Here is a 20,817-nt window from a genome sequence, read left to right on the forward strand (position 1 = left end):
TCCGCACCAAAGGTACCGTCCGAACGTGACTGCTCCAGAGAAAAACCCGTTCTACATCACCACGGCCATCACGTATCCCAACGGGGTGCCCCACATCGGCCACGCCTACGAGTACATCGCCACCGATGCCATGGCGCGCTTCAAGCGGCTGGACGGCCATGACGTGATGTTCCTGACCGGCACGGACGAGCACGGCATGAAGATCGCACAGACGGCCGAAAAGGAAGGCATCACGCCCAAGGAGCTGGTGGACCGGAACGCGGAAGTCTACAAGGCCGCGCACTCCGCGCTGGGCATCAGCTACGACCGGTTCATCCGCACCACGGATGAGGACCACTACGCCGCATCGCAGGCCATCTGGAAGAAGATGGAAGCCAACGGCGACATCTACCTGTCCAAGTACGAGGGCTGGTACTCCGTCCGCGACGAAGCCTTCTACGTCGAGGACGACACCGTGGTCAAGGACGACGGCGTGCGTTACTCGAAGGAGACGGACACCGAGGTGACGTGGACGGCGGAGGAGAGCTACTTCTTCCGGCTGTCCGCCTACCAGGACCGGCTCCTGGCGCTGTACGAGGCGCAGCCCGAATTCGGTGCACCGCAGTCCCGATTCAACGAGGTCATCAGCTTCGTCAAGCGCGGCCTCGAAGACCTGTCCATCAGCCGCACGACGTTTGACTGGGGCGTTCCCGTTCCCGGCAACGACAAGCACGTGATGTACGTGTGGGTGGATGCGCTGACCAACTACCTGACGGGCGTCGGCTACCCGGACGTCGACTCGGAATCGTTCAGGAAGTTCTGGCCCGCTGACGTCCATGTCATCGGCAAGGACATCTCACGGTTCCATGCGATCTACTGGCCGGCCTTCCTGATGAGCGCCGGGCTCGAATTGCCCAGGCGCGTGATGATCCACGGCTTCCTGCACAACAACGGCGTGAAGATGTCCAAATCCCTCGGCAACGTGGTGGCACCTGCGGACTTCGTGGCGCAGTACGGCCTGGACCAGGTACGGTTCTTCTTCCTCCGCGAGGTACCGTTCGGCGCGGACGGAAGCTACAACCATGAGGCCATCGTGGGCCGCATGAACTCTGACCTGGCCAACAACTTCGGAAACCTGGCGCAGCGGTCGCTGTCCATGGTGGCCAAGAACTGCGATGGCAAAGTCCCGGTACCCGGAGCCTTCACCGCCGCGGACACTGCGATCCTTGAGCAGGCCAACGGACTGTTGGGGGCCGCCAGGGCTGCCTTTGAAAAGCAGGAGTTCAGCCGCGCCCTCGAAGCCATCTGGTCGGTGCTGGGGGACACCAACGCCTACTTCGCCGACCAGGCACCCTGGGTCCTGCGGAAGACCGACGTCGAACGCATGAACACGGTGCTGTACGTGACGCTTGAAGTGCTGCGGATCGTGGCCATCCTCGCGCAGCCCGTCATGCCCACTGCCACGGCGGCGCTGCTTGGGACGTTGGGCCAGCCCGACGGCGCGTCCCGGCAGTTCTCCGCGCTCACCACACCGATCGCCGCCGGAACGCCGTTGCCGGCGCCGGCACCCGTCTTCCCCAAGTACGAGGAACCGGCCGAGGCTTAGAATATAGGCCCTGCGGGGTGCCGGCGGCCGGCTTAACCAGCACCACGTACTGTGGCCGGCCACAGCTGGCAGGACCAAGAGGCGCCGTTCGACCACGGCCTGACCGGAGCGGACGTCTCAATAGTTGAGACTGATTGTCCGGCATGCGGATTCCCTAAATATTCTTGGACCATGAGCGCATCCACCATCAATCTCGCTGTCATTCCCGGTGACGGCATTGGCCCCGAGGTCATTGCCGAGGCACTGAAGGTCCTCGAAAAGGCCGTCGCCGCCGAAGGCGTTGACCTCGAGCTGCACCACTACAAGCTCGGCGCCGAGCACTGGCTGGCCACCGGCGAGACCCTTCCGGACGAAGTCCTTGAGGACCTGCGGACGCGTGACGCGATCCTCTTCGGCGCTGTGGGTGCTGCCCCGGGCGACACCAGGATCCCGTCCGGCATCATCGAACGGGAGATGCTGCTCAAGCTCCGCTTCAGCCTGGACCACTACGTTAACCTGCGGCCGTCCCGGCTCTTTGGCACCGTGGGCAGCCCGTTGGCCAACCCCGGAACCATCGATTTCATCGTCGTCCGCGAAGGGACCGAGGGGCCCTACGTCGGCAACGGCGGCACGCTGCGGGGCGGTACGCCGCACGAAGTGGCCACCGAGGTTTCACTGAACACGGCGCACGGCGTGGAGCGTGTGGTCCGGGACGCTTTCCGCCGCGCCAGCGCACGCGAACGCAAGCATGTCACCCTGGTCCACAAGCACAACGTCCTGGTCTTCGCCGGCCATCTGTGGAAGCGGACCGTCGAGGCCGTGGCCAAGGAGTTCCCGGAGGTCACCCACGACTACCTCCACGTCGACGCCGCCACGATCTTCATGGTCACCGACCCGTCACGCTTTGACGTCATTGTCACGGACAACCTGTTCGGCGACATCCTGACCGACCTCGCCGCGGCCATCACCGGCGGCATCGGGCTGGCCGCCTCGGGCAACATCAACATGGACCGCACAGCTCCGTCCATGTTCGAACCAGTCCATGGCTCGGCCCCGGACATCGCCGGCCAGCAGAAGGCGGATCCCACTGCCGCCATCCTGTCGGCGGTCCTCCTGCTGGACCACCTCGGCTACACCGAAGCGGCCCGGAAGATCGAAGCGGCGGTCATCACCGACGTCGAAAACCGCGACGGCGGCTCCCGCACCACCAGTGCCATCGGGGATGCCATCGCCGCCGCGCTCTAGGCCGTGCTCTTGAGACTCGGTTAACCGGCGTAAGCTAGTTTCGAATCACCAAATGCTGCCCTGAGGTTCAAGGATGAACCACGTCCACGGGCAGCCGATCGTGGAGGAACCATGACTCAGACTGCCCCTGGCGTCGAATTCAACCAGCAGCCCTCGGCAACCCCGAAGTCAGCTGAAGAGCGTGCAGCCATCCTGGCCAACCCGGGATTCGGCAACTACTTCACCGACCACACGGCCGTCGTCGACTACAGCGTCGACGAGAGCGGCAACGGCGGTTGGCACAACGCACGCGTTGAAGCCTACGGACCCATCAGCCTCGATCCGTCGGCAGCCGTGCTGCACTATGGCCAGGAGATCTTCGAAGGCCTCAAGGCCTACCGCCACGCGGACGGCTCCGTCTGGACGTTCCGTCCGGAAGCCAACGCCGCCCGGCTGAACAGTTCAGCCCGCAGGCTGGCCCTGCCGGAGCTTCCGGCGGAGTACTTCCTCGGCGCCATCCGTGAACTGGTGGCTGCGGACAAGGAATGGGTTCCCGGCGGCGACGGCGAAGCCCTTTACCTGCGCCCCTTCATGATCGCCACCGAGGCGTTCCTGGGTGTCCGCGCAGCACGCGAGGTGTCCTTCCGGGTCATCGCCTCGCCGGCCGGCAACTACTTCGGCGGCGAGCTGAAGCCGGTCTCCATCTGGATCTCCCGTGAATACGCCCGCGCCGGCCGCGGCGGCACCGGTGCAGCCAAGTGCGGCGGCAACTACGCCGCATCGCTGATCGCCCAGCAGGAGGCCGAAGCCAACGGCTGCAAGCAGGTTCTCTTCCTGGACCAGTTCAACGACAACGCCGTTGAAGAGCTCGGCGGCATGAACGTCTTTTTTGTGATGAAGGACGGTTCGCTGGTCACGCCCGCGCTCACGGGGACCATCCTTGAGGGCATCACCCGGTTGTCCGTCATCCAGGTGGCCAAGGACATGGGCCGCGACGTCACCGAGCGCAAGATCACCCTGGACGAATGGCGCGACGGCGTTGCCTCCGGCGACATCACCGAGGTGTTCGCCTGCGGAACCGCGGCCGTGATCACTCCCATCGGCGTGCTCAAGGACGCCACCGAATTCATCGGCTCCGAGGACGCCAAAGCGGGGGAGACCACCATGGCCATCCGCGAGCAGCTCCTGGGCATCCAGACCGGCACCGTCCCGGACACCCATGGCTGGCTGACCCGCCTCGCGTAGGCCCACTTTTTCGGCCTGACCAACCACAACGCGGGGTCACTTATGGCCCATTCCCGCCACGGGGATGGGCTTTAAGTGACCCCGCGTCGCTGTTTTTGGGTGGCTCAGCGCCGGGCGGCCTTCCGGGCAGCGTTCTTGAGGGCTTTTCGGGAGACCGGTTTCAGGGCCTTGCGGGCGGCTTCGTCAGCAAGGGCCTGGTTGCGGCGGGCGTCGATGACGTCGTTCCACAGCGTCGTGGCGAACACGCCGCCGTCCTGCGCGTACACGTCATAGGGGTAGTCGGCAAAGATGGTTGGCACGGTGCGCCCGGTTGGCAGTGCCGTCCCAGTTACCTCGGCGACGGCGTCGGCAATAGCCCAGGTCCGGGTCAAGTGCCTGGTCAGGTTTTCCTGGACAAAGATATTCGCATCACTCGCTGCCGCGGCGCGCTTCAGGAGTGACTCCAGCCCTCGGGCCAGCGATCGGGCCGCCACTTTTTCCACCAACTGTGAACCAGCCCTGAGATCCCCGGCATAGTCATCCACCGCCTCGCGCCAGTCGGAGGTCTCGCGGAACTTCTGCCACGTGGGGAACCACACTACGGCGCCGGTTTCATGGTTGTGGATGTGGAGGAGTCCGCTGTTCTTCTCCGTTGCAGCGTGGTCATGGCCGGCAGAGTCGGCCTCGGCGAGGAGATCGGCAAGTGTGGTTGTGGTGCTCATGATGTCTGGTTCAGGCTTCCTGATGGAGGGGGGTGTGGTCTTCACTGGTGCTCAACCCTGCCTGTGCGTCTTTCTATTCCGGAGGGGGCGGCTGTGGAGGAGAGGATGCAAAGATGGGATGGTGACTTCAGCTTCCGGATCCTTCCTGCAGCGCAGCTCAGCGCTGACGCAGTTCATCCTGGCCCCCAACCCGGGACCCATGAGCCTGGAGGGCACCAACTCCTACGTATTACAGGCAGATGGCAACCCGGGCGCCGTTGTGGTGGACCCCGGCCCGCTGGACGAAGCCCACCTCCGGGCCCTCGCGGACGCCGGACCGGTTGAACTCATTCTCATCACGCACCGGCACGCTGACCACACAGCCGGCTCAGCCATCCTGCACCAGCTGACGGGAGCCCCGGTGCGTGCTGTCGACCCCGCCCATTGCGACGGCGGCGGGGCTCCGCTGCTGGACGGTGAGACCGTCCGGGCGGCCGGCCTGGAAATCCGGGTCCTGGCCACCCCCGGCCACACCTCCGATTCCGCCTGCTTCCACCTCCCTGGCGACGGCCCGCAGGGCTCAGTCCTGACCGGCGACACCATCCTGGGGCGCGGCACCACCATGCTGGACTACCCCGACGGGACGCTCGGGGACTACCTTGCCTCCCTCGACACACTGGAGTCGCTGGGGGCGGCCATGGTCCTTCCCGCCCACGGTCCGGTGTTGCCTTCGCTCGAAGCGATCGTCCGTGCCTACCGCGACCACCGCCAGGAACGGCTGTCGCAGATCCGCGCCGCCCTGGACCGGCTGGGCCGGGACGCCGCCGTCGGTGACGTGACCGACGCCGTGTATTCCGACGTCGGGCCTTCCGTCCGGCGCGCTGCCGAAATGTCGGTAGCAGCCCAGCTCGACTACCTCCGTGGAGCAGCCGGGCCCGGCTGAGCGCGACAGCCGCGGCGGCCGGAGACGGTAGGCTGGGAACCATGCGTATTGCCAGGTTTGTAGTCGATTCTGATCCCCTCTACGGCATTGTGGAGGGCCAGCCAGGCAGTGAGGAAATCACTGTCATCCACGGTGACCCGTTCTTCAACGGCGTGGAGCGCACTGCGGTCCACCACAAGCTCGAAGACGTCCGCCTACTCGCGCCGATCATTCCCCGCAGCAAGGTGATCGGCGTCGGGCGCAACTTCGTCGAGCACGCCCACGAGCTGGGCAACGAAGTACCCGCCCAGCCGCTGCTGTTCCTGAAGCCCAACACATCCGTGGTGGGCCCGAACGACCCCATCGTTCTGCCCGAATTCTCCGAGGAAGTCTCCTTCGAGGCCGAGCTGTGCGTGGTCATCGGCCGGATCTGCAAGGACGTCCCGGAAGAACGCGTCGACGACGTCATCTTCGGCTACACCTGCGGCAACGACCTCACCGCCCGCGACGTCCAGAAAACGGACCTCCAGTGGGCCCGGGCCAAGGGCTTCGACACCTCAGCGCCCCTGGGCCCGTGGATCGAGACGGAACTGGACACCGAAGACCTCCAGATCCAGGGCAGGCTGAACGGCGAGCTCCGGCAGGACGGCAGCACCAGCCAGATGATCCGCGGCGTCCGCGAACTCGTGTCCATCGTGTCGCAGGCATTCACCCTGCTGCCCGGCGACGTCATCATGACCGGAACGCCGGCAGGCGTGGGCCTGGTGCAGGCCGGCGACCGCTTTGAAGTGGAGATCGAAGGGATCGGGCGCCTGTCCAACCCCATCGTGCGCCGCTGACGGTCGGCGCGATCCGGGCGGGCGCATCCTCCGGCAAGCGGTAAAGTTGGAGCCACTATGACTACTGCTTCTGCGTCTTCTGCTGCCTCCATCCCGACCGTCACTGCCGATACTCCGGTGCGCGTCCGGTTCTGCCCGTCACCGACCGGGACACCGCACGTGGGCCTGATCCGGACCGCCCTGTTCAACTGGGCCCATGCCAAGCACACCAAGGGCACATTTGTGTTCCGCATCGAGGATACGGACGCGGCACGCGACTCGGAAGAGAGCTACCAGCAGCTGCTGGAAGCCCTGAAGTGGCTGGGGATCACCTGGGAAGAGGGCGTGGAGGTCGGTGGTCCGCACGAGCCGTACCGGCAGTCGCAGCGGCTGGACCTTTACAAGGACGTTGTCGCCAAGCTCCTCGAGGCCGGTTTCGCCTACGAATGCTACTCGTCGCCGGAAGAGGTCGAGGCCCGCCACCGTGCTGCCGGCCGCGACCCGAAGCTCGGCTACGACAACTTTGACCGCGAACTCACCGACGAGCAGCTCGCCGCGTTCAAGGCCGAGGGCCGCAAGCCCGTGCTGCGCGTCCGCATGCCCGACGAGGACGTCGTCTTTACCGACCTGGTCCGCGGCGAGATCACGTTCAAAGCCGGCAGCATCCCGGACTACGTCATCGTCCGCGCTGACGGCTCGCCGCTGTACACGCTGGTGAACCCCGTGGACGACGCCCTGATGGGGATCACGCACGTGCTGCGCGGCGAGGACCTCCTGTCTTCCACGCCCCGCCAGGTTGTGCTGATCCGCTACCTCATGGAGATCGGCGTCGCCAGCTACCTGCCGCTCTTTGGCCACCTCCCGTACGTGATGGGGGAGGGCAACAAAAAGCTGTCCAAGCGTGACCCGCAGTCCAACCTGTTCCTGCTGCGCGACCGCGGGTTCATTCCCGAAGGCCTGCTGAACTACCTCTCACTGCTGGGTTGGAGCCTGTCTGCCGATGAGGACATCTTCACCGTGGACCAGCTGATTGAATTCTTTGACGTCAAGGACGTCCTGGCGAACCCGGCACGGTTCGACATCAAAAAGGCGGAAGCAATCAACGGCACGCACATCCGCCTGCTCAACCCCGAAGACTTCCGGAACCGGCTTGTCCCGTACCTGCAGTCAGCCGGGTTCGTGGGGGAACAGCTGAGCACGCGCCAGGAGGAAATCCTCACCGAAGCCGCGCCCCTGGTCCAGGAGCGCATTACCCTGCTCGGCGAGGCACCCGAGATGCTGGGCTTCCTGTTCAAATCCGACGACGCCATCGACGTTGCCGATGACGCCCAGAAGGGCCTGCCGGAGAACCTCACCGAGGTCCTCGACGCTGCCATCGCGGCACTGGAACCCGTTGAGGACTGGAACCCGGAGAACATCCAGGCGGCCCTGAAGCAGGCCCTCGTGGAGGACCTCGGCATCAAGCCGCGGCTGGCCTTCGGTCCCGTCCGTACGGCGATCGCCGGGCGCCGGATCTCGCCGCCGCTGTTCGAATCGATGGTCATCCTCGGCAAGGACTCCTCCCTTGCCCGCCTCCGCACCTTCCGCGGCTGATGAAAGACACCAGCCAGCCGGCTGACGGATTCCTGAAGACGCCGTTCGGGACCATCAGGGGGATTCTCTTCGACATAGACGACACCCTGGTGGACCTCGAATACGCCATGACCACCGCCCTGCGCGAGGTCAGCGAACACCTCCTGCCCGGCCTGGACCAGACAGGGTGGGAGAGGTTCGGCAGGATCTTCACCCACGAAACCACGCACTACTACGACCGGTACCTGGCCGGTGAGCTCACCTTCAACGACCAGCGTCTGCTGCGCGGCCGCGCAGCCCTGGGGCACTTCGGCGTGGACCTGGCCGACGGCGAGGAGGCCCACCAGTGGCTCTCCAACTACGGGCGTATCCAGCCGGGCTACGTCAGGGCGTTCGAGGACGTTGTACCGCTCCTTGACGCCCTGGATGCTGCCGGAGTTCCCTATGGCGCCGTGAGCAACAACGTCCATGATTACCAGCGGGCCAAACTTGACGGCGCCGGGCTGGACCGGATCAAGCGCCTGGTCGGCACCGACACCGTGGGGGTGGCCAAGCCCGGGCCGGCCATCTACCTCGAGGGCGTACGCCTCCTTGGCACCCGCCCCGCGGACACCCTGTATGTCGGCGACAACCGGATGCTGGATGCGGAAGGTTCGACGGCGGCCGGCCTGCTGGGTGTCTGGCTCAACAGGGTGGGGGAGCCACGGGAGGGCTTTGCCGGCTACGAGGTCAGCTCCCTGGCGGGGATTTTGGCCTGACGTGGGAGGCGTTGGAAGGCGCCACAGGCCGGTGTGACCCACCTAACGGCCGATCGATTTGTGCGCTGGAAAAGTCTCGGGTAAAGTAATTACTCGTGCTGAGGCGCCGGGAGCGCTGGTTTAGACCTGCGGATCCGGCCCGAAAGTTCCATTGGGATATGGTGTAATTGGCAACACTACGGTTTCTGGTACCGTCATTCTAGGTTCGAGTCCTGGTATCCCAGCTCTGATAAATCCACGGATTTCCGCGGAAAATCAGGGGTTTCAAGCCGGTTCGTCCGATTTGAAACACCGGCCGAGTGTATGAAATACTCACTTAGCCTGAACGGCAGAAATGCTGTTGAAGGAAGTACGCGGCCCCATCGTATAGCGGCCTAGTACGCTGCCCTCTCACGGCGGTAACGCGGGTTCGAATCCCGCTGGGGTCACAGAATAAGACGGTCCCGGGCATCAGCCCGGGGCCGTTTTTCGTTTCCGGCACTTCCCGGCCCTGCCCGTCCTTGAACTGGCATGATGATGCTGTGACCACCGATAACGAGCCCGGGCAGCCAACACGCCGCCAGCACGACCCGCCCGCGGCCGCGTCAGCTGCGGTTGACCTGCTGGAGGCCGTGCGTCTGGAGCTGTCCCGGGTCACCCTTCCGTTGTCGACGCCGGGGGTTGAACAGACCCGGCTCGACGTCCGGAACGCCATCGCACAGCTGGATGACTACATCCTGCCCCGGTACCGCAGCCTGGATGCACCCCTGCTTGCCGTCGTCGGGGGTTCCACCGGCGCAGGGAAGTCGACCCTCGTGAACGGAATCGCAGGGCACGCCGTCACCCGGACGGGCGCCATCAGGCCCACCACGCGGCAACCCATCCTGCTGCACCATCCGGCGGATGCCGGCTGGTTCGAAGGGCTGCGCGTCCTGCCCGGCCTCAGCCGTGTCAGGGGCGCCGCGTCCGCGGATGCCCTCCCGGCCGGCAGGGCCGGCGCAACGCCGGACGCAGCCGCGATCTCGTCCCTGGTGCTGGTCGCGGATGGGGCCGTTCCGCAGGGCATCGCCTTGCTTGATGCACCCGACGTCGACTCCATCGCCGATGACAACCGCAGGCTGGCCGGGCAGTTGCTTGCCGCCGCGGATTTGTGGGTGTTCGTCACCACTGCGAACCGTTATGCGGACGCCGTTCCCTGGAAGCTGCTCCTGGATGCCGCGTCCCGCGACATCCTGGTGGCCGTGGTGCTGGACCGCGTACCGGCGGGGGCAGAGGCGGAAGTCAGCGCCGACCTGCAGGCGCTGCTGCGCAGGGAGGGCCTGGGCTCAGCCCGCCTGTTCCTCGTAGCGGAGGCTGAGCTTGACCCCCTGGGCATGCTGCCGCGGGCCGCGGTAGAGCCCCTGCGGACGTGGCTGAAGGACCTGGCCGCGGACGCCACGGGACGGTCGCAAATTGCCCGCCGGACCCTGAACGGAAGCATCAAGGCACTGGCGGGCCGGATAGGCAGCATGGCGCGGGCCCAGGAGGAGCAGCGGGAGGCCAGAGCAATGCTCCAGGCCAGCGCCGTTGATGCCTACGAACAAGCGGCGGGCCGCATCCTCGATGCCACCAAGGACGGCGCCCTGCTCCGTGGGGAGGTGCTCGCCCGCTGGCAGGACTTTGTGGGCACCGGTGAGTTCTTCCGCAGCCTTGAACAGGGCATCGGACGGTTCCGCGACCGGGCGGGCGCGTTCTTCCGCGGCGAACCTCCGCCCGCCGTCAGGGTTGAGGCTGCCATCGAAACCGGGCTGCAGGCAGTCATCCTCGATGAAGCCGCCAATGCTGCCGAGGAAGTCGACCGGAGGTGGCGTACGGACCCCGCAGGCAGGCAGCTGCTGGGAACCGCGGACCTTTCCGGGACAGCCCCGGATTTTGCTGCCACGGTTGCCGCGGAGATCCGGGCGTGGCAGGCAGGCCTGATGGAACTGATCCGCACCGAAGGGCAGGGGAAGCGCACGCAGGCCAGGTGGCTGTCCTTCGGCATCAATGGCCTGGGCGCGGCGCTGATGATTGTGGTGTTTTCGATGACAGCCGGGCTCACCGGCCTGGAAGTTGGCGTGGCCGGCGGCACCGCCGTTGTGGGCCAGAAACTGCTGGAAGCGGTCTTCGGTGAGGACGCGGTCCGCCGGCTGGCCAAAACGGCGCGGGAGGACCTCCATCAGCGGTGCCTGCGGCTGCTGCAGGCCGAGCAACGCAAGTTCCTTGACCGGCTGCCTGAAGGGCCCCCGGACCCCGGCGTGCTGGCAGGCCAGGCGGCCGCGCTGACCCGTCTTGCGGACGCTGCATGAGCCGCCACGGCAGCGCCCGGGTGTCCTCGCAGCTGGACGGCAGGCTTGAAGCCCTCAACGATGCCCGCGAACTCGCCGAAGGCGTCCTGCCCGACGACGTGCTGGAGGACGTGCTCCGGCTGCTGGAACGCGCGGCGTCCCGGCGTTCCCTGTCAGCGGACCACACGGTGGTCGGGTTTTTCGGCGCCACCGGCAGCGGTAAATCATCCCTGTTCAATGCCGTCAGCGGCGCGGAGATTGCGACGGCGGCCGTCCGCCGGCCGACCACCACGGAACCCCTTGCGGGAGTCTGGGGAGCGGACGGCAGCGACCCCCTGCTGGACTGGCTCGACGTGCGCAGCCGGCACCATGCCACGCCGGTGGACGGCCTCGCGGATGACGAAACCGGGCTGATACTTCTCGACCTGCCGGACTTTGACTCCACCAGGGCCGCCAACCGTGACATCGTGCAGCGGATGGTCGGCCTGGTGGACGTCCTGGTCTGGGTGCTCGACCCGCAGAAATACGCCGATGCCGCCGTGCACAACGACTTCCTGGCTCCGCTGGCGGCGCACGGCGCCGTCACACTGGTGGTGCTCAACCAGACCGACAGGCTGCCCGACCGTGACGTCCGGCCGGTGCTGGAATCGCTGCAGGGGATCCTCGCCAGGGACGGCCTGGGCTCAGTCCAGGTCATCGGCGCCTCGGCGGTGACGGGCGCGGGGGTGGACCGGGTCAGGGCCGCCATCCGGCACGTGGTCCTGCAACGCCAGGCCTCTGCACAACGGCTCACCGCCGATGTGGCGCGCGCATCCCGGCAGCTGCGGGAGGTCTCGGGGGACGGGGAGGCCGCCGGCGTCAGGGCCGGTTCAAAGGCGCGGCTTGCGGACGAGCTGGCCACAGCCGCCAACGTGCCCCTGGTGGTAGCGGCCGTGGACCGCTCCTACCGGCTGGAGTCAGCCCACCGCACCGGGTGGCCGGTGACGCGCTGGCTGCTGAAGTTCCGGCCCGACCCGCTCCGGCGGCTGAATCTTCGCAGCACGTCTCCGGCCGAGCTCAGCCGCACGTCACTGCCCCCGGCCGGCGCTCCCGAACGCGCCCGGACGGATGCCGCCGTCCGACAGTTCGCCGACGACGCCAGCGCCGGTGCGCCGGGCCCATGGCGGGCTGCGATCCGTGGTGCCGCCCGTGAAGGCAGGGAACGCCTCCCTGACGCCCTGGACCAGGCGATAGCCGGTACGGACCTGTCGGCGGCTCGGAAGTCCTGGTGGTGGCCACTCTTCAACCTTGTCCAGTGGCTTGCGCTGCTGACAGTGCTCGGCGGCCTCGGATGGCTCGGAGTGCTGGCCGGACTCGGATACCTCCAGTTGCCCGTCCCGGACGTGCCGCGGGTTGAAGGCTGGCCGGTCCCCACGCTGATGATCGCCGGGGGAGCGGTTCTTGGAATCTTCCTGGCGCTGACAGGGAAGTTCATCGGGGCCGCGGCCGCCCGTGGGCGGGCAGCCACCGCCAGGAAACGGCTCAGGACCGCCGTCGGGAACGTCGCCGAGGAGCTTGTGGTCGAACCGGTCGAAGTGGAGGTGGCCCGGCTCAGGTCATTTAATACCTCCCTGGATAAGGCAGGTGCAAAGTAGGGACCCTGCCGCAGAAGCCTGAGGCCCAGGTCCGCCCCTCCGCCAAGCTGCCGGCTACTAAAGGGCTGCTGCCGCGTCGCGGACTTTGACCAGGGTCCGCAGGTTCCGCGTGGTGGTGGTTGCCTTGTATTTTGCCTTGGACGAGATCTTGCTGAAGGGGCTGTCCAGGGTACCGCCGGCGGGCGCAAGCCAGGCCAGTGCTTCGGGACCGAGCCGTTTCTGTTCCGATCCTTCGAGCGCCGCCCCGGCCGCGTCCAGCTCATCAAGTGCGGCCGTGTCTGACGCCAGCGTGATGTAGGTGTGGGTCGACTTGTCGTCGTCCGGATAAGGGCAGGCGTCCACGAGCTCCGACACGCGCCGTGCAGACAGGACAACCACCCAGGCGTCATAGCCGAAGGATTTCCGGAGGCAGTCCTCGAACGTCTTTTTCACCGCGGCGGGGGCCAGCCCGCTGGCCAGCACCACGTTGCCGCTGGCCAGCAGGGTTTTGACGCCGTCGAAGCCCGTGGGTTCCAGCGCCGTCTTAAGATCCGCCATTTTGATGTTGATTCCGCCCACGTTGATGCCGCGGAGGAAGACTGCGTAGCTGTTCATGCCGAAAGCCTAGCGGCGGCGGGACTCCGGGGACCGGAGGGAGGTCCTAGTCGTTGTTCTTGCGCAGCGCTTCGGTGAGGATCCGCCCTGCATTGCAGACCACTTCGGCGTGCAGCCGGCCCGGCTGGCGGGTGAGGCGCTCGATGGGGCCCGAGATCGAAACTGCCGCAATGACGCGGCCGGACGGACCACGGACCGGTGCGGACACTGACGCGACCCCAGGCTCGCGTTCGCCGAGGCTCTGGCCCCAGCCCCGCCGTCGGACTCCTGCCAGGACAGTGGGCGTAAAGCGTGCGGACTGGAGGCCCTCGAGGAGGCGGTCATGGTCTTCCCACGCGAGCAGGACCTGGGCCGCGGAGCCGGCCTTCATGGAAAGCTGGGTACCCACCGGGATGGTGTCCCGGAGACCGATGGGGCGCTCAGCAGAGGCAACGCAGACACGCCAGTCACCCTGGCGGCGGAAGATCTGGGCGCTCTCGCCGGTGGCGTCACGAAGCTGCATCAGGACCGGTCCCGCGGAGGCGATCAGTCGGTCCTCGCCGGCGGCGGAGGCCAGCTCAACGAGCCTGCTGCCAAGCACGAACCGGCCCTGGATGTCGCGGCTGACCAGCCGGTGGTGGACCAGGGCCAGGGCAAGCCTGTGGACAGTGGGCCGGGCGAGGCCTGTGGCAGCCACAAGCTGCGCCAGGGTGGTGGGCCCGGCCTCAAGTGCGTCAAGCACATGGGCCGCTTTATCAATGACACCGACTCCACTAGAATTGTCCATGTAATGATATTGCCGTCTCATTATCTGAGATGCAAATGTTTCGGCTGGCGATTTGCCCGGCCGCCCTGATTCAGTGGAGCTTGACAGCCAAACAGCAGTGAAGGGAGATGGCCGTGGCAAAGACACTGGCCGAGAAAGTCTGGGACGCGCACGTGGTGCGCAAAGGCGACGGCGAAGGAGCCAACGCCCAGCCCGACCTTCTCTTCATCGACCTGCACCTCGTCCATGAGGTGACCTCCCCGCAGGCTTTTGAGGGCCTGCGGCTGGCGGGGCGGAAGCTGCGGCGCCCGGACCTCACCATTGCCACCGAGGACCACAACACTCCCACGCTGGACATCGACAAGCCCATTGCTGACCTGACCAGCCGTACCCAGATCCAGACCCTGCGGAACAACTGCGCCGAGTTCGGCGTCCGGCTGCATTCGCTGGGGGACGCCGAGCAGGGCATCGTCCACGTCGTCGGACCGCAGCTGGGCCTGACCCAGCCCGGCATGACCGTGGTCTGCGGCGACTCGCACACGTCCACGCACGGCGCGTTCGGCGCCCTCGCGATGGGCATCGGAACGTCCGAGGTGGAGCATGTCATGGCCACCCAGACCCTGTCGCTGAAGCCGTTCAAGACCATGGCCATCAACGTCGAGGGCGCCCTGCGTCCGGGCGTGACGGCCAAGGACATCATCCTCGCCGTGATCGCCAAGATCGGCACCGGCGGCGGCCAGGGCTATGTCCTGGAATACCGCGGCTCAGCCATCCGTGCGCTGTCCATGGATGCCCGCATGACCATCTGCAACATGTCCATCGAAGCAGGGGCCCGTGCCGGCCTCGTCGCGCCGGACCAGACCACCTACGACTACATGCTTGGCCGCCCGCACGCCCCGCAGGGCGCAGAGTGGGACGCCGCCGTCGAGTACTGGAACACCCTGCGCACCGACGACGACGCGACCTTCGACGTCGAGGTGGACCTGGACGCCGACACGCTCGAGCCGTTCGTCACCTGGGGGACCAACCCGGGCCAGGGCGTATCGCTCTCGTCCTCCGTTCCGTCCCCGGAGGACTTCGGCGACGAGAACGCCAAGGCTGCCGCAGAGCGCGCCCTGCAGTACATGGGCCTGACCGCCGGTACGCCCATGAAGGAGATCCGGGTGGACACCGTCTTCCTGGGCTCCTGCACCAATTCGCGGATGGAGGATCTGCGCGCCGCCGCCGACATCGTCCGCGGCCGCCAGAAAGACCCGAACATCCGCATGCTGGTGGTTCCCGGTTCGGCGCGCGTCCGGCTGGAAGCCGAGGCCGAGGGCCTGGACAAGGTGTTCAAGGACTTCGGTGCCGAGTGGCGCTTCGCAGGCTGCTCCATGTGCCTGGGCATGAACCCGGACCAGCTGGAAGTGGGGGAGCGCTGCGCCTCCACCTCGAACCGGAACTTCGAAGGCCGGCAGGGCAAGGGCGGACGCACGCACCTCGTCTCGCCGGTGGTGGCCGCGGCCACGGCCATCCGCGGCACCCTGAGCTCGCCGTCGGACCTTGATCCGGCCCCCGAATCCGCCGCCATCCGCACCGACGCAACCTAGGAGACCGCCATGGAAAAGTTCACCACCCACACGGGCCTCGGCGTCCCGCTGCGCCAGAGCAACGTTGACACGGACCAGATCATCCCGGCGGTCTACCTCAAGCGGATCACCCGGACCGGCTTTGAGGACGCGCTGTTTTCCGCCTGGCGCAAGGACCCCTCCTTCATCCTGAACCAGGCGCCCTTCAACGCCGGTTCCGTCCTGGTGGCCGGGCCGGACTTCGGCACCGGATCGTCCCGCGAGCACGCCGTCTGGGCGCTGAAGGATTACGGCTTCAAGACCGTCCTCTCCTCCCGGTTCGCCGACATCTTCCGCGGCAACTCCGGCAAGCAGGGCCTGCTGGCAGCCGAACTGGCCCAGGACGACATCGAGCTGATCTGGAAAGAGCTCGAGAACGCCCCCGGCACCGAAGTCACCGTTGACCTGCTGTCCAAGACAGTGGTCTGCGGCAACATCGTGGCACCGTTCGAGATCGACGATTACACCCGCTGGCGCCTGCTCGAAGGCCTCGACGACATCGGCCTGACGCTCCAGCACGAAGAGGACATCTCCGCCTACGAGGCCACCCGCCCCGCCTTCAAGCCGAAAACGCTCCCGGCCCGGCTTTCCTGAGACCCGCTGAAGCAACGCGGGGTCACTTAAGGCCGCCCCCAAGCCTCTTGAGCGGCGTTAAGTGACCCCGCGTTGCTTCTGCCGTGTCAGGCCCGGCGGAGGATGCCAGCAACGCGCTTGGGCACGCCGTATTTCGGTTCGGTAACGCGACCTCCTATGCTTAGCTGGAGCCTTTGCAAGGACTTGGGGGCGAGTAATCGTAAGGAAACCGGTATATGAGTAGTGTTCTGACAATCCGCGGCGGAGTCCCGCTTACAGGCCGCGTCACCGTCCGCGGGGCCAAGAATCTTGTCCCCAAGGCCATGGTGGCGGCGTTGCTGGGCAACGAACCCTCGGTGTTGCGGAACGTTCCGGAGATCAAGGACGTGGAGGTCGTCACCTCCCTCCTGCAGCTGCACGGGGTGACCGTGGCCAAGGATCCCGTCAACGGTGACCTGACGCTCGATCCCAAGGCGGCCAAGACCGCCCCCAGCACCGCCATCGACGCCCATGCCGGGGACTCCAGGATTCCGATCCTGCTGTGCGGACCGCTGATCCACGCCATCGGCGAGGCCTTCATTCCGGACCTGGGCGGCTGCAAAATCGGCGACCGGCCCATCGACTACCACCTCAATGTGCTGCGCCAGTTCGGTGCGGTCGTGGAAAAACGCCCCGGCGGCATCCACATCTCCGCGCCCAAGGGCCTGCACGGGGCCAAGATCTCCCTGCCCTATCCTTCCGTGGGAGCCACCGAGCAGGTCCTGCTGAGCGCTACCCGCGCCGAAGGCATCACCGAGCTCTCAGGTGCTGCGACGGAACCGGAAATCATCGACCTCATCGCCGTGCTGCAGAAGATGGGCGCCATCATCAGCGTCCAGACGGACCGCACCATCCGCATCGAAGGCGTCCGCGACCTCGGCGGCTACAACCACCGCGCGCTCTCGGACCGCAACGAATCGGCGTCGTGGGCATCAGCGGCGCTCGTAACGCGCGGCGACATCTTTGTTGAAGGTGCCTCGCAGCGGGACATGATGACCTTCCTCAACACCTACCGGAAGGTGGGCGGCGGCATGGACATCGGCGAGGACGGCATCCGCTTCTACCACCGGGGCGGCAAGCTCAACCCGCTGGTACTGGAAACCGACGTGCACCCCGGCTTCATGACCGACTGGCAGCAGCCGCTCGTGGTGGCGCTTACCCAGGCTGAAGGCGTGTCGATTGTGCACGAGACCGTCTACGAGAACCGCTTCGGCTTCACCGACGCGCTGATCCGGATGGGGGCCAGCATCCAGGTGCACCGCGAATGCCTGGGCAGCGTGCCGTGCCGTTTCGGCCAGCGCAACTTCCTCCATTCGGCAGTCATCTCCGGACCCACCCAGCTCAAGGGCACCGATATCGACGTTCCTGACCTGCGCGGCGGCTTCAGCCACCTCATCGCGGCCCTCGCAGCCACCGGCACGTCCCGTGTGACCGGGATCGACATCATTAACCGCGGCTACGAGCGGTTCACGGAAAAGCTGGCAGGCCTCGGCGCCGATTTCGACATCACCACGGCAAAGTAGCGGGGGGCACGTGAAGGAATCGGCCAAGAGCCAGGCCACGTTTGTGGTTGTTGCCGGTATTGTGCGGCCGGTGATGAACCTGCTGATGAACAAGAAGTGGGAGGGCACGGACCGGCTGCCCGCCGGCGGCTTCATCGCTGCCCCCAACCACTGCACCGAGATCGACCCGCTCATCGTGGGCCACCTGCTCTATAACCACAAGCGTGCTCCGCACTTCCTGGCGAAGGCCGGACTCTTCAAGGTGCCCGTGCTGGGCTGGGTCCTGCGGGCCACGAAGCAGGTCCCCGTGGAACGGTCGACGGCGGGAGCCAACCGCTCGCTGCAGGTCGCCCAGGAGATCGTCGCCGAGGGCGGGGCCATCATCATCTACCCTGAAGGCACCCTGACCAGGGACCCGGACCTGTGGCCGATGAAAGGCCACACCGGCGCAGCCAGGCTCGCGCTCGAGGGCGGCATTCCCGTTGTTCCGATCGCGCACTGGGGCGCCCACGAAGTCTTCCCGCGCTACGCCAAGCGGTTCCACATCTTTCCGCGCAAGACGTCCCGGGTTGTGGTGGGCGATCCGGTAGACCTCAGCCCCTTCATGGGCCGTCCGCTGGACAAGGCAACCCTGACGGCGGCCACCGACGCGATCATGGACGCCGTCACCGCCTTGCTGGCAGGCATCCGGAACGAAGAGCCACCCGCCGGGCGCTGGGATCCCGCCAAACACAACCAGGCAAAGCACGGCCGCTTTGTTGAACGGGGGCAGCAGGCTGCAGCTCCCGATACGGCTGCCGGAACCGCAGGTGCGGCCGACAGCCAGGCCGGCGACGAGGCGGACGCCACGTGACGGTTGCAGGACTCCGCCCCGGTTCGGCCCGCTCCGTTGCTGTCCTTGGGGCCGGCTCCTGGGGGACCACCTTCGCCAAGATCCTGGCCGATGCCGCCATCGCCGCAGGCGACGAACGGCAGATCCGCGTGTGGGGCCGGCGACCCGAAGTGGTGGAGCAAATCAACACCATCCACCGGAACATCCAGTACCTGAAGGACATTGCCCTGCCGGAGAGCATCACCGCGTCCACGGATGTGGAAGAGGTGCTGGCAGGGGCAGACCTCGTGGTTTTGGCCGTACCGGCCCAGTCGCTGCGGCTCCAGCTCCGCGAGTGGAAGCCGCTGATCGACCCGCAGGCAACAGTGGTGTCCCTGATGAAGGGACTGGAGCTCGACACCGACGCCCGGATGAGCGAGGTCATCAGCCAGGAGCTCGGGATCCCCGCCGACCGCATCGCGGTGGTATCCGGTCCCAACCTGGCCATGGAAATCGCCCGCGAGGAGCCGACGGCGTCAGTGGTGGCCTGTACCGATCCGGAAGCTGCCGGCTGGATCGCGCGGACCTGCACTGCGCCCTATTTCCGGCCCTACACCACGGCCGACGTCGTGGGCGTGGAGATCGGCGGCATCGTCAAGAACGTCATTGCCCTCGCCGTGGGGATCTGCGAGGGCAAGCAGATGGGCGACAACACCAAGGCCTCCGTGATCACCAGGGGCCTGGCTGAAACCTCGCGGCTGGCACTGGCCCTCGGCGGCGAGGCCCAGACGATGGCCGGCCTCGCCGGGCTCGGCGACCTGGTGGCCACATGCTCCTCGCCGCTGTCCCGCAACCACACGGCAGGCCGGCTGCTGGGGCAGGGCCTGACACTCGACGAGGTGGCGCAGAAAATGACGCAGACCGCCGAAGGGATCAAGTCCGGCCAGGCCGTACACGAACTGGCCGGCAAGCTCGGTGTCGAAATGCCCATTACCGCAGCAGTTGTGGCCGTCCTGGCCGGCAAACTCTCCGTTGACCAACTTGGGCCGCTGTTGCTGGCCCGGGACCTGAAACCTGAAGGCGATTACTGACGATGTCCGAAGACAACCTGACCGCAGCGGCTCCGTCCACCGCACCAAAGCCGCGGGTGGCCGTGCTGTTCGGCGGCCGGTCCAGCGAACATGCGGTGAGCTGCGTGACCGCCGCCGGCGTGCTCGGCGCCATCAACAAGGACAAATACGAGGTCATCCCCATCGGCATCGCCAAGTCGGGCCAGTGGGTTCTGGCGTCCGGGGACACCGCCCAGTGGTCGCTGTCCGCGTCGGCACTGCCGGAGGTCCCGCCGTCGTCCGAGACTGTGACGCTGGCGGAGATCGGCGGCGAGCATCAGCTCATCGTTGCCGCACCCAACGAAGTGCCCCAGGAGCTGGGAACGGTCGACGTCGTTTTCCCGCTCCTGCACGGACCGTTTGGTGAGGACGGCACCATCCAGGGGCTGCTGGAACTCTCCGACACCCCCTACGTTGGCGCTGGGGTCCTGGCCTCTGCGGTGGGCATGGACAAGCACTTCATGAAAGTGGTCTTTGAGGCGGCGGGACTCCACGTGGGACCGTACATTGCGGTCACCGACCGGCAATGGCTCACAGACGCTGAAGCGGTCCGGAAGCAGGTGGACCGCCTCGGCTTCCCCGTGTTCGTGAAGCCCGCACGCGCAGGATCGTCCATGGGAATCTCCAAGGTGGACTCGTTGGAGGGCCTGGACGCCGCCGTCGAGGAAGCCCGCCGCCATGACCTCAAGCTGGTCATCGAAGCCGGCATCGTGGGACGGGAAATCGAATGCGCCGTCCTGGAAGGGCGCGGGACGGCAGCGCCACGGACCTCCATGCCGGGCGAGATTTCCGTGGCCGGTGGCGGCCATGAGTTCTACGACTTCAACGCCAAATATGTTGAGGACGACGCCGCCGCGCTCAGCTGCCCCGCTGACATCCCCGAGGAAGCGATCGCCCGTGTCCGTGAGCTGGCTGCCGCGGCGTTCGATGCTGTGGGGGCCGAGGGACTGAGCCGCGTGGACTTCTTCTACACCCCTGAGGGTGAGCTGATCATCAACGAGATCAACACCATGCCAGGCTTCACCCCGAAGAGCATGTACCCCCAGATGTGGGCGGCGTCCGGGCTGGACTATGCAGACCTCATTGACGAACTCATCTACCTGGCACTGAACCGGAAGACCGGGCTGCGTTAAGG

The 20,817-nt window shown here is 66.4% G+C and carries 18 protein-coding genes and 2 tRNA genes; 17 read left to right on the top strand and 3 right to left on the bottom strand.

The genetic code is table 11. The features are described from left to right. Positions 1 to 25 precede the first annotated feature (25 nt). The 3 genes from metG to EYS21_RS03415 all read left to right on the top strand — a co-directional run bounded on the left by metG (position 26) and on the right by EYS21_RS03415 (position 4,033). Complete coding sequence (gene metG, locus EYS21_RS03405) at positions 26 to 1,585, top strand: methionine--tRNA ligase (protein ID WP_131131756.1); 1,560 nt, start codon at positions 26 to 28, stop codon at positions 1,583 to 1,585. A gap of 171 nt (positions 1,586 to 1,756) precedes the next feature. After that, positions 1,757 to 2,809, top strand: a complete 1,053-nt coding sequence (locus tag EYS21_RS03410; protein ID WP_131131757.1) for a 3-isopropylmalate dehydrogenase — start codon at positions 1,757 to 1,759, stop codon at positions 2,807 to 2,809. Positions 2,810 to 2,920: 111 nt separating this feature from the next. Then, positions 2,921 to 4,033, top strand: coding sequence for a branched-chain amino acid aminotransferase (locus tag EYS21_RS03415; protein WP_131131758.1), 1,113 nt, complete (start codon positions 2,921 to 2,923; stop codon positions 4,031 to 4,033). A gap of 104 nt (positions 4,034 to 4,137) precedes the next feature. Here the strand turns inward: EYS21_RS03415 and EYS21_RS03420 are convergent, their stop codons facing one another. Next, positions 4,138 to 4,734 (bottom strand): hypothetical protein, encoded by a 597-nt coding sequence (locus EYS21_RS03420; RefSeq protein WP_131131759.1) that lies wholly within the window; start codon positions 4,732 to 4,734, stop codon positions 4,138 to 4,140. A 118-nt stretch (positions 4,735 to 4,852) separates the two neighbouring features. Between EYS21_RS03420 and EYS21_RS03425 the strand changes: the two genes are divergently transcribed. The 8 genes from EYS21_RS03425 to EYS21_RS03460 all read left to right on the top strand — a co-directional run bounded on the left by EYS21_RS03425 (position 4,853) and on the right by EYS21_RS03460 (position 12,702). Continuing rightward, positions 4,853 to 5,656 (top strand): MBL fold metallo-hydrolase, encoded by an 804-nt coding sequence (locus EYS21_RS03425; RefSeq protein ID WP_131131760.1) that lies wholly within the window; start codon positions 4,853 to 4,855, stop codon positions 5,654 to 5,656. Between the two features lie 41 nt (positions 5,657 to 5,697). Then, on the top strand, positions 5,698 to 6,474 hold the full coding sequence (locus EYS21_RS03430; RefSeq protein WP_131131761.1) for a fumarylacetoacetate hydrolase family protein: 777 nt from the start codon (positions 5,698 to 5,700) through the stop codon (positions 6,472 to 6,474). 57 nt (positions 6,475 to 6,531) lie between these two features. Beyond that, positions 6,532 to 8,046, top strand: a complete 1,515-nt coding sequence (gene gltX / locus EYS21_RS03435; protein WP_131131762.1) for a glutamate--tRNA ligase — start codon at positions 6,532 to 6,534, stop codon at positions 8,044 to 8,046. Continuing rightward, positions 8,046 to 8,783: an HAD family hydrolase gene (locus EYS21_RS03440; protein WP_131131763.1), complete on the top strand. Its 738-nt coding sequence runs from the start codon at positions 8,046 to 8,048 to the stop codon at positions 8,781 to 8,783. The genes gltX and EYS21_RS03440 overlap by 1 nt, the downstream gene beginning before the upstream one ends. A 152-nt stretch (positions 8,784 to 8,935) precedes the next feature. Continuing rightward, a tRNA-Gln gene (locus EYS21_RS03445) sits at positions 8,936 to 9,007 on the top strand. A 131-nt stretch (positions 9,008 to 9,138) separates the two neighbouring features. Further along, positions 9,139 to 9,211: transfer RNA gene (locus EYS21_RS03450), tRNA-Glu, on the top strand. A 93-nt stretch (positions 9,212 to 9,304) separates the two neighbouring features. After that, entirely contained in the window at positions 9,305 to 11,089 is a 1,785-nt protein-coding gene (locus tag EYS21_RS03455) for a dynamin family protein (protein WP_131131764.1), read from the top strand. Next, positions 11,086 to 12,702, top strand: coding sequence for a GTPase (locus tag EYS21_RS03460; protein ID WP_131131765.1), 1,617 nt, complete (start codon positions 11,086 to 11,088; stop codon positions 12,700 to 12,702). Before EYS21_RS03455 ends, EYS21_RS03460 begins: the two co-directional genes overlap by 4 nt. A gap of 57 nt (positions 12,703 to 12,759) precedes the next feature. Here EYS21_RS03460 and EYS21_RS03465 read toward each other — a convergent pair whose 3' ends face one another. Further along, positions 12,760 to 13,296 (bottom strand): DUF1697 domain-containing protein, encoded by a 537-nt coding sequence (locus tag EYS21_RS03465; RefSeq protein WP_131131766.1) that lies wholly within the window; start codon positions 13,294 to 13,296, stop codon positions 12,760 to 12,762. A gap of 46 nt (positions 13,297 to 13,342) precedes the next feature. Continuing rightward, positions 13,343 to 14,062 (bottom strand): IclR family transcriptional regulator, encoded by a 720-nt coding sequence (locus EYS21_RS03470; RefSeq protein ID WP_066292257.1) that lies wholly within the window; start codon positions 14,060 to 14,062, stop codon positions 13,343 to 13,345. Positions 14,063 to 14,175: 113 nt separating this feature from the next. On the opposite strand from EYS21_RS03470, the gene leuC reads away from it, so the two are divergent. The 6 genes from leuC to EYS21_RS03500 all read left to right on the top strand — a co-directional run bounded on the left by leuC (position 14,176) and on the right by EYS21_RS03500 (position 20,815). After that, the gene (gene leuC / locus EYS21_RS03475; RefSeq protein WP_131131767.1) at positions 14,176 to 15,630 is read left to right on the top strand and encodes a 3-isopropylmalate dehydratase large subunit; all 1,455 of its coding nucleotides are present in this window, start codon (positions 14,176 to 14,178) and stop codon (positions 15,628 to 15,630) included. Positions 15,631 to 15,639: 9 nt separating this feature from the next. Beyond that, the gene (leuD, locus tag EYS21_RS03480) at positions 15,640 to 16,242 is read left to right on the top strand and encodes a 3-isopropylmalate dehydratase small subunit (protein ID WP_131131768.1); all 603 of its coding nucleotides are present in this window, start codon (positions 15,640 to 15,642) and stop codon (positions 16,240 to 16,242) included. Between the two features lie 215 nt (positions 16,243 to 16,457). Further along, positions 16,458 to 17,783, top strand: a complete 1,326-nt coding sequence (murA, locus tag EYS21_RS03485; RefSeq protein ID WP_131131769.1) for a UDP-N-acetylglucosamine 1-carboxyvinyltransferase — start codon at positions 16,458 to 16,460, stop codon at positions 17,781 to 17,783. Between the two features lie 10 nt (positions 17,784 to 17,793). After that, complete coding sequence (locus tag EYS21_RS03490; protein ID WP_131131770.1) at positions 17,794 to 18,615, top strand: lysophospholipid acyltransferase family protein; 822 nt, start codon at positions 17,794 to 17,796, stop codon at positions 18,613 to 18,615. Next, complete coding sequence (locus tag EYS21_RS03495) at positions 18,612 to 19,664, top strand: NAD(P)H-dependent glycerol-3-phosphate dehydrogenase (RefSeq protein ID WP_131131771.1); 1,053 nt, start codon at positions 18,612 to 18,614, stop codon at positions 19,662 to 19,664. Before EYS21_RS03490 ends, EYS21_RS03495 begins: the two co-directional genes overlap by 4 nt. Positions 19,665 to 19,666: 2 nt before the next feature. Beyond that, positions 19,667 to 20,815: a D-alanine--D-alanine ligase family protein gene (locus EYS21_RS03500; RefSeq protein WP_131131772.1), complete on the top strand. Its 1,149-nt coding sequence runs from the start codon at positions 19,667 to 19,669 to the stop codon at positions 20,813 to 20,815. Positions 20,816 to 20,817: the final 2 nt, after the last annotated feature.

This window comes from Arthrobacter sp. S39 (genome assembly GCF_004320525.1).
GTDB lineage: Bacteria > Actinomycetota > Actinomycetes > Actinomycetales > Micrococcaceae > Arthrobacter.

Bases quoted from the DNA above. Each gene is read 5' to 3' on its own strand.
- EYS21_RS03410 (WP_131131757.1), top strand. From the start codon at position 1,757: ATGAGCGCATCCACCATCAATCTCGCTGTCATTCCCGGTGACGGCATT.
- EYS21_RS03415 (WP_131131758.1), top strand. From the start codon at position 2,921: ATGACTCAGACTGCCCCTGGCGTCGAATTCAACCAGCAGCCCTCGGCA.
- EYS21_RS03420 (WP_131131759.1), bottom strand. From the start codon at position 4,734: ATGAGCACCACAACCACACTTGCCGATCTCCTCGCCGAGGCCGACTCT.
- EYS21_RS03425 (WP_131131760.1), top strand. From the start codon at position 4,853: ATGGTGACTTCAGCTTCCGGATCCTTCCTGCAGCGCAGCTCAGCGCTG.
- EYS21_RS03430 (WP_131131761.1), top strand. From the start codon at position 5,698: ATGCGTATTGCCAGGTTTGTAGTCGATTCTGATCCCCTCTACGGCATT.
- gltX (WP_131131762.1), top strand. From the start codon at position 6,532: ATGACTACTGCTTCTGCGTCTTCTGCTGCCTCCATCCCGACCGTCACT.
- EYS21_RS03440 (WP_131131763.1), top strand. From the start codon at position 8,046: ATGAAAGACACCAGCCAGCCGGCTGACGGATTCCTGAAGACGCCGTTC.
- EYS21_RS03460 (WP_131131765.1), top strand. From the start codon at position 11,086: ATGAGCCGCCACGGCAGCGCCCGGGTGTCCTCGCAGCTGGACGGCAGG.
- EYS21_RS03465 (WP_131131766.1), bottom strand. From the start codon at position 13,296: ATGAACAGCTACGCAGTCTTCCTCCGCGGCATCAACGTGGGCGGAATC.
- EYS21_RS03470 (WP_066292257.1), bottom strand. From the start codon at position 14,062: ATGGACAATTCTAGTGGAGTCGGTGTCATTGATAAAGCGGCCCATGTG.
- leuD (WP_131131768.1), top strand. From the start codon at position 15,640: ATGGAAAAGTTCACCACCCACACGGGCCTCGGCGTCCCGCTGCGCCAG.
- murA (WP_131131769.1), top strand. From the start codon at position 16,458: ATGAGTAGTGTTCTGACAATCCGCGGCGGAGTCCCGCTTACAGGCCGC.
- EYS21_RS03500 (WP_131131772.1), top strand. From the start codon at position 19,667: ATGTCCGAAGACAACCTGACCGCAGCGGCTCCGTCCACCGCACCAAAG.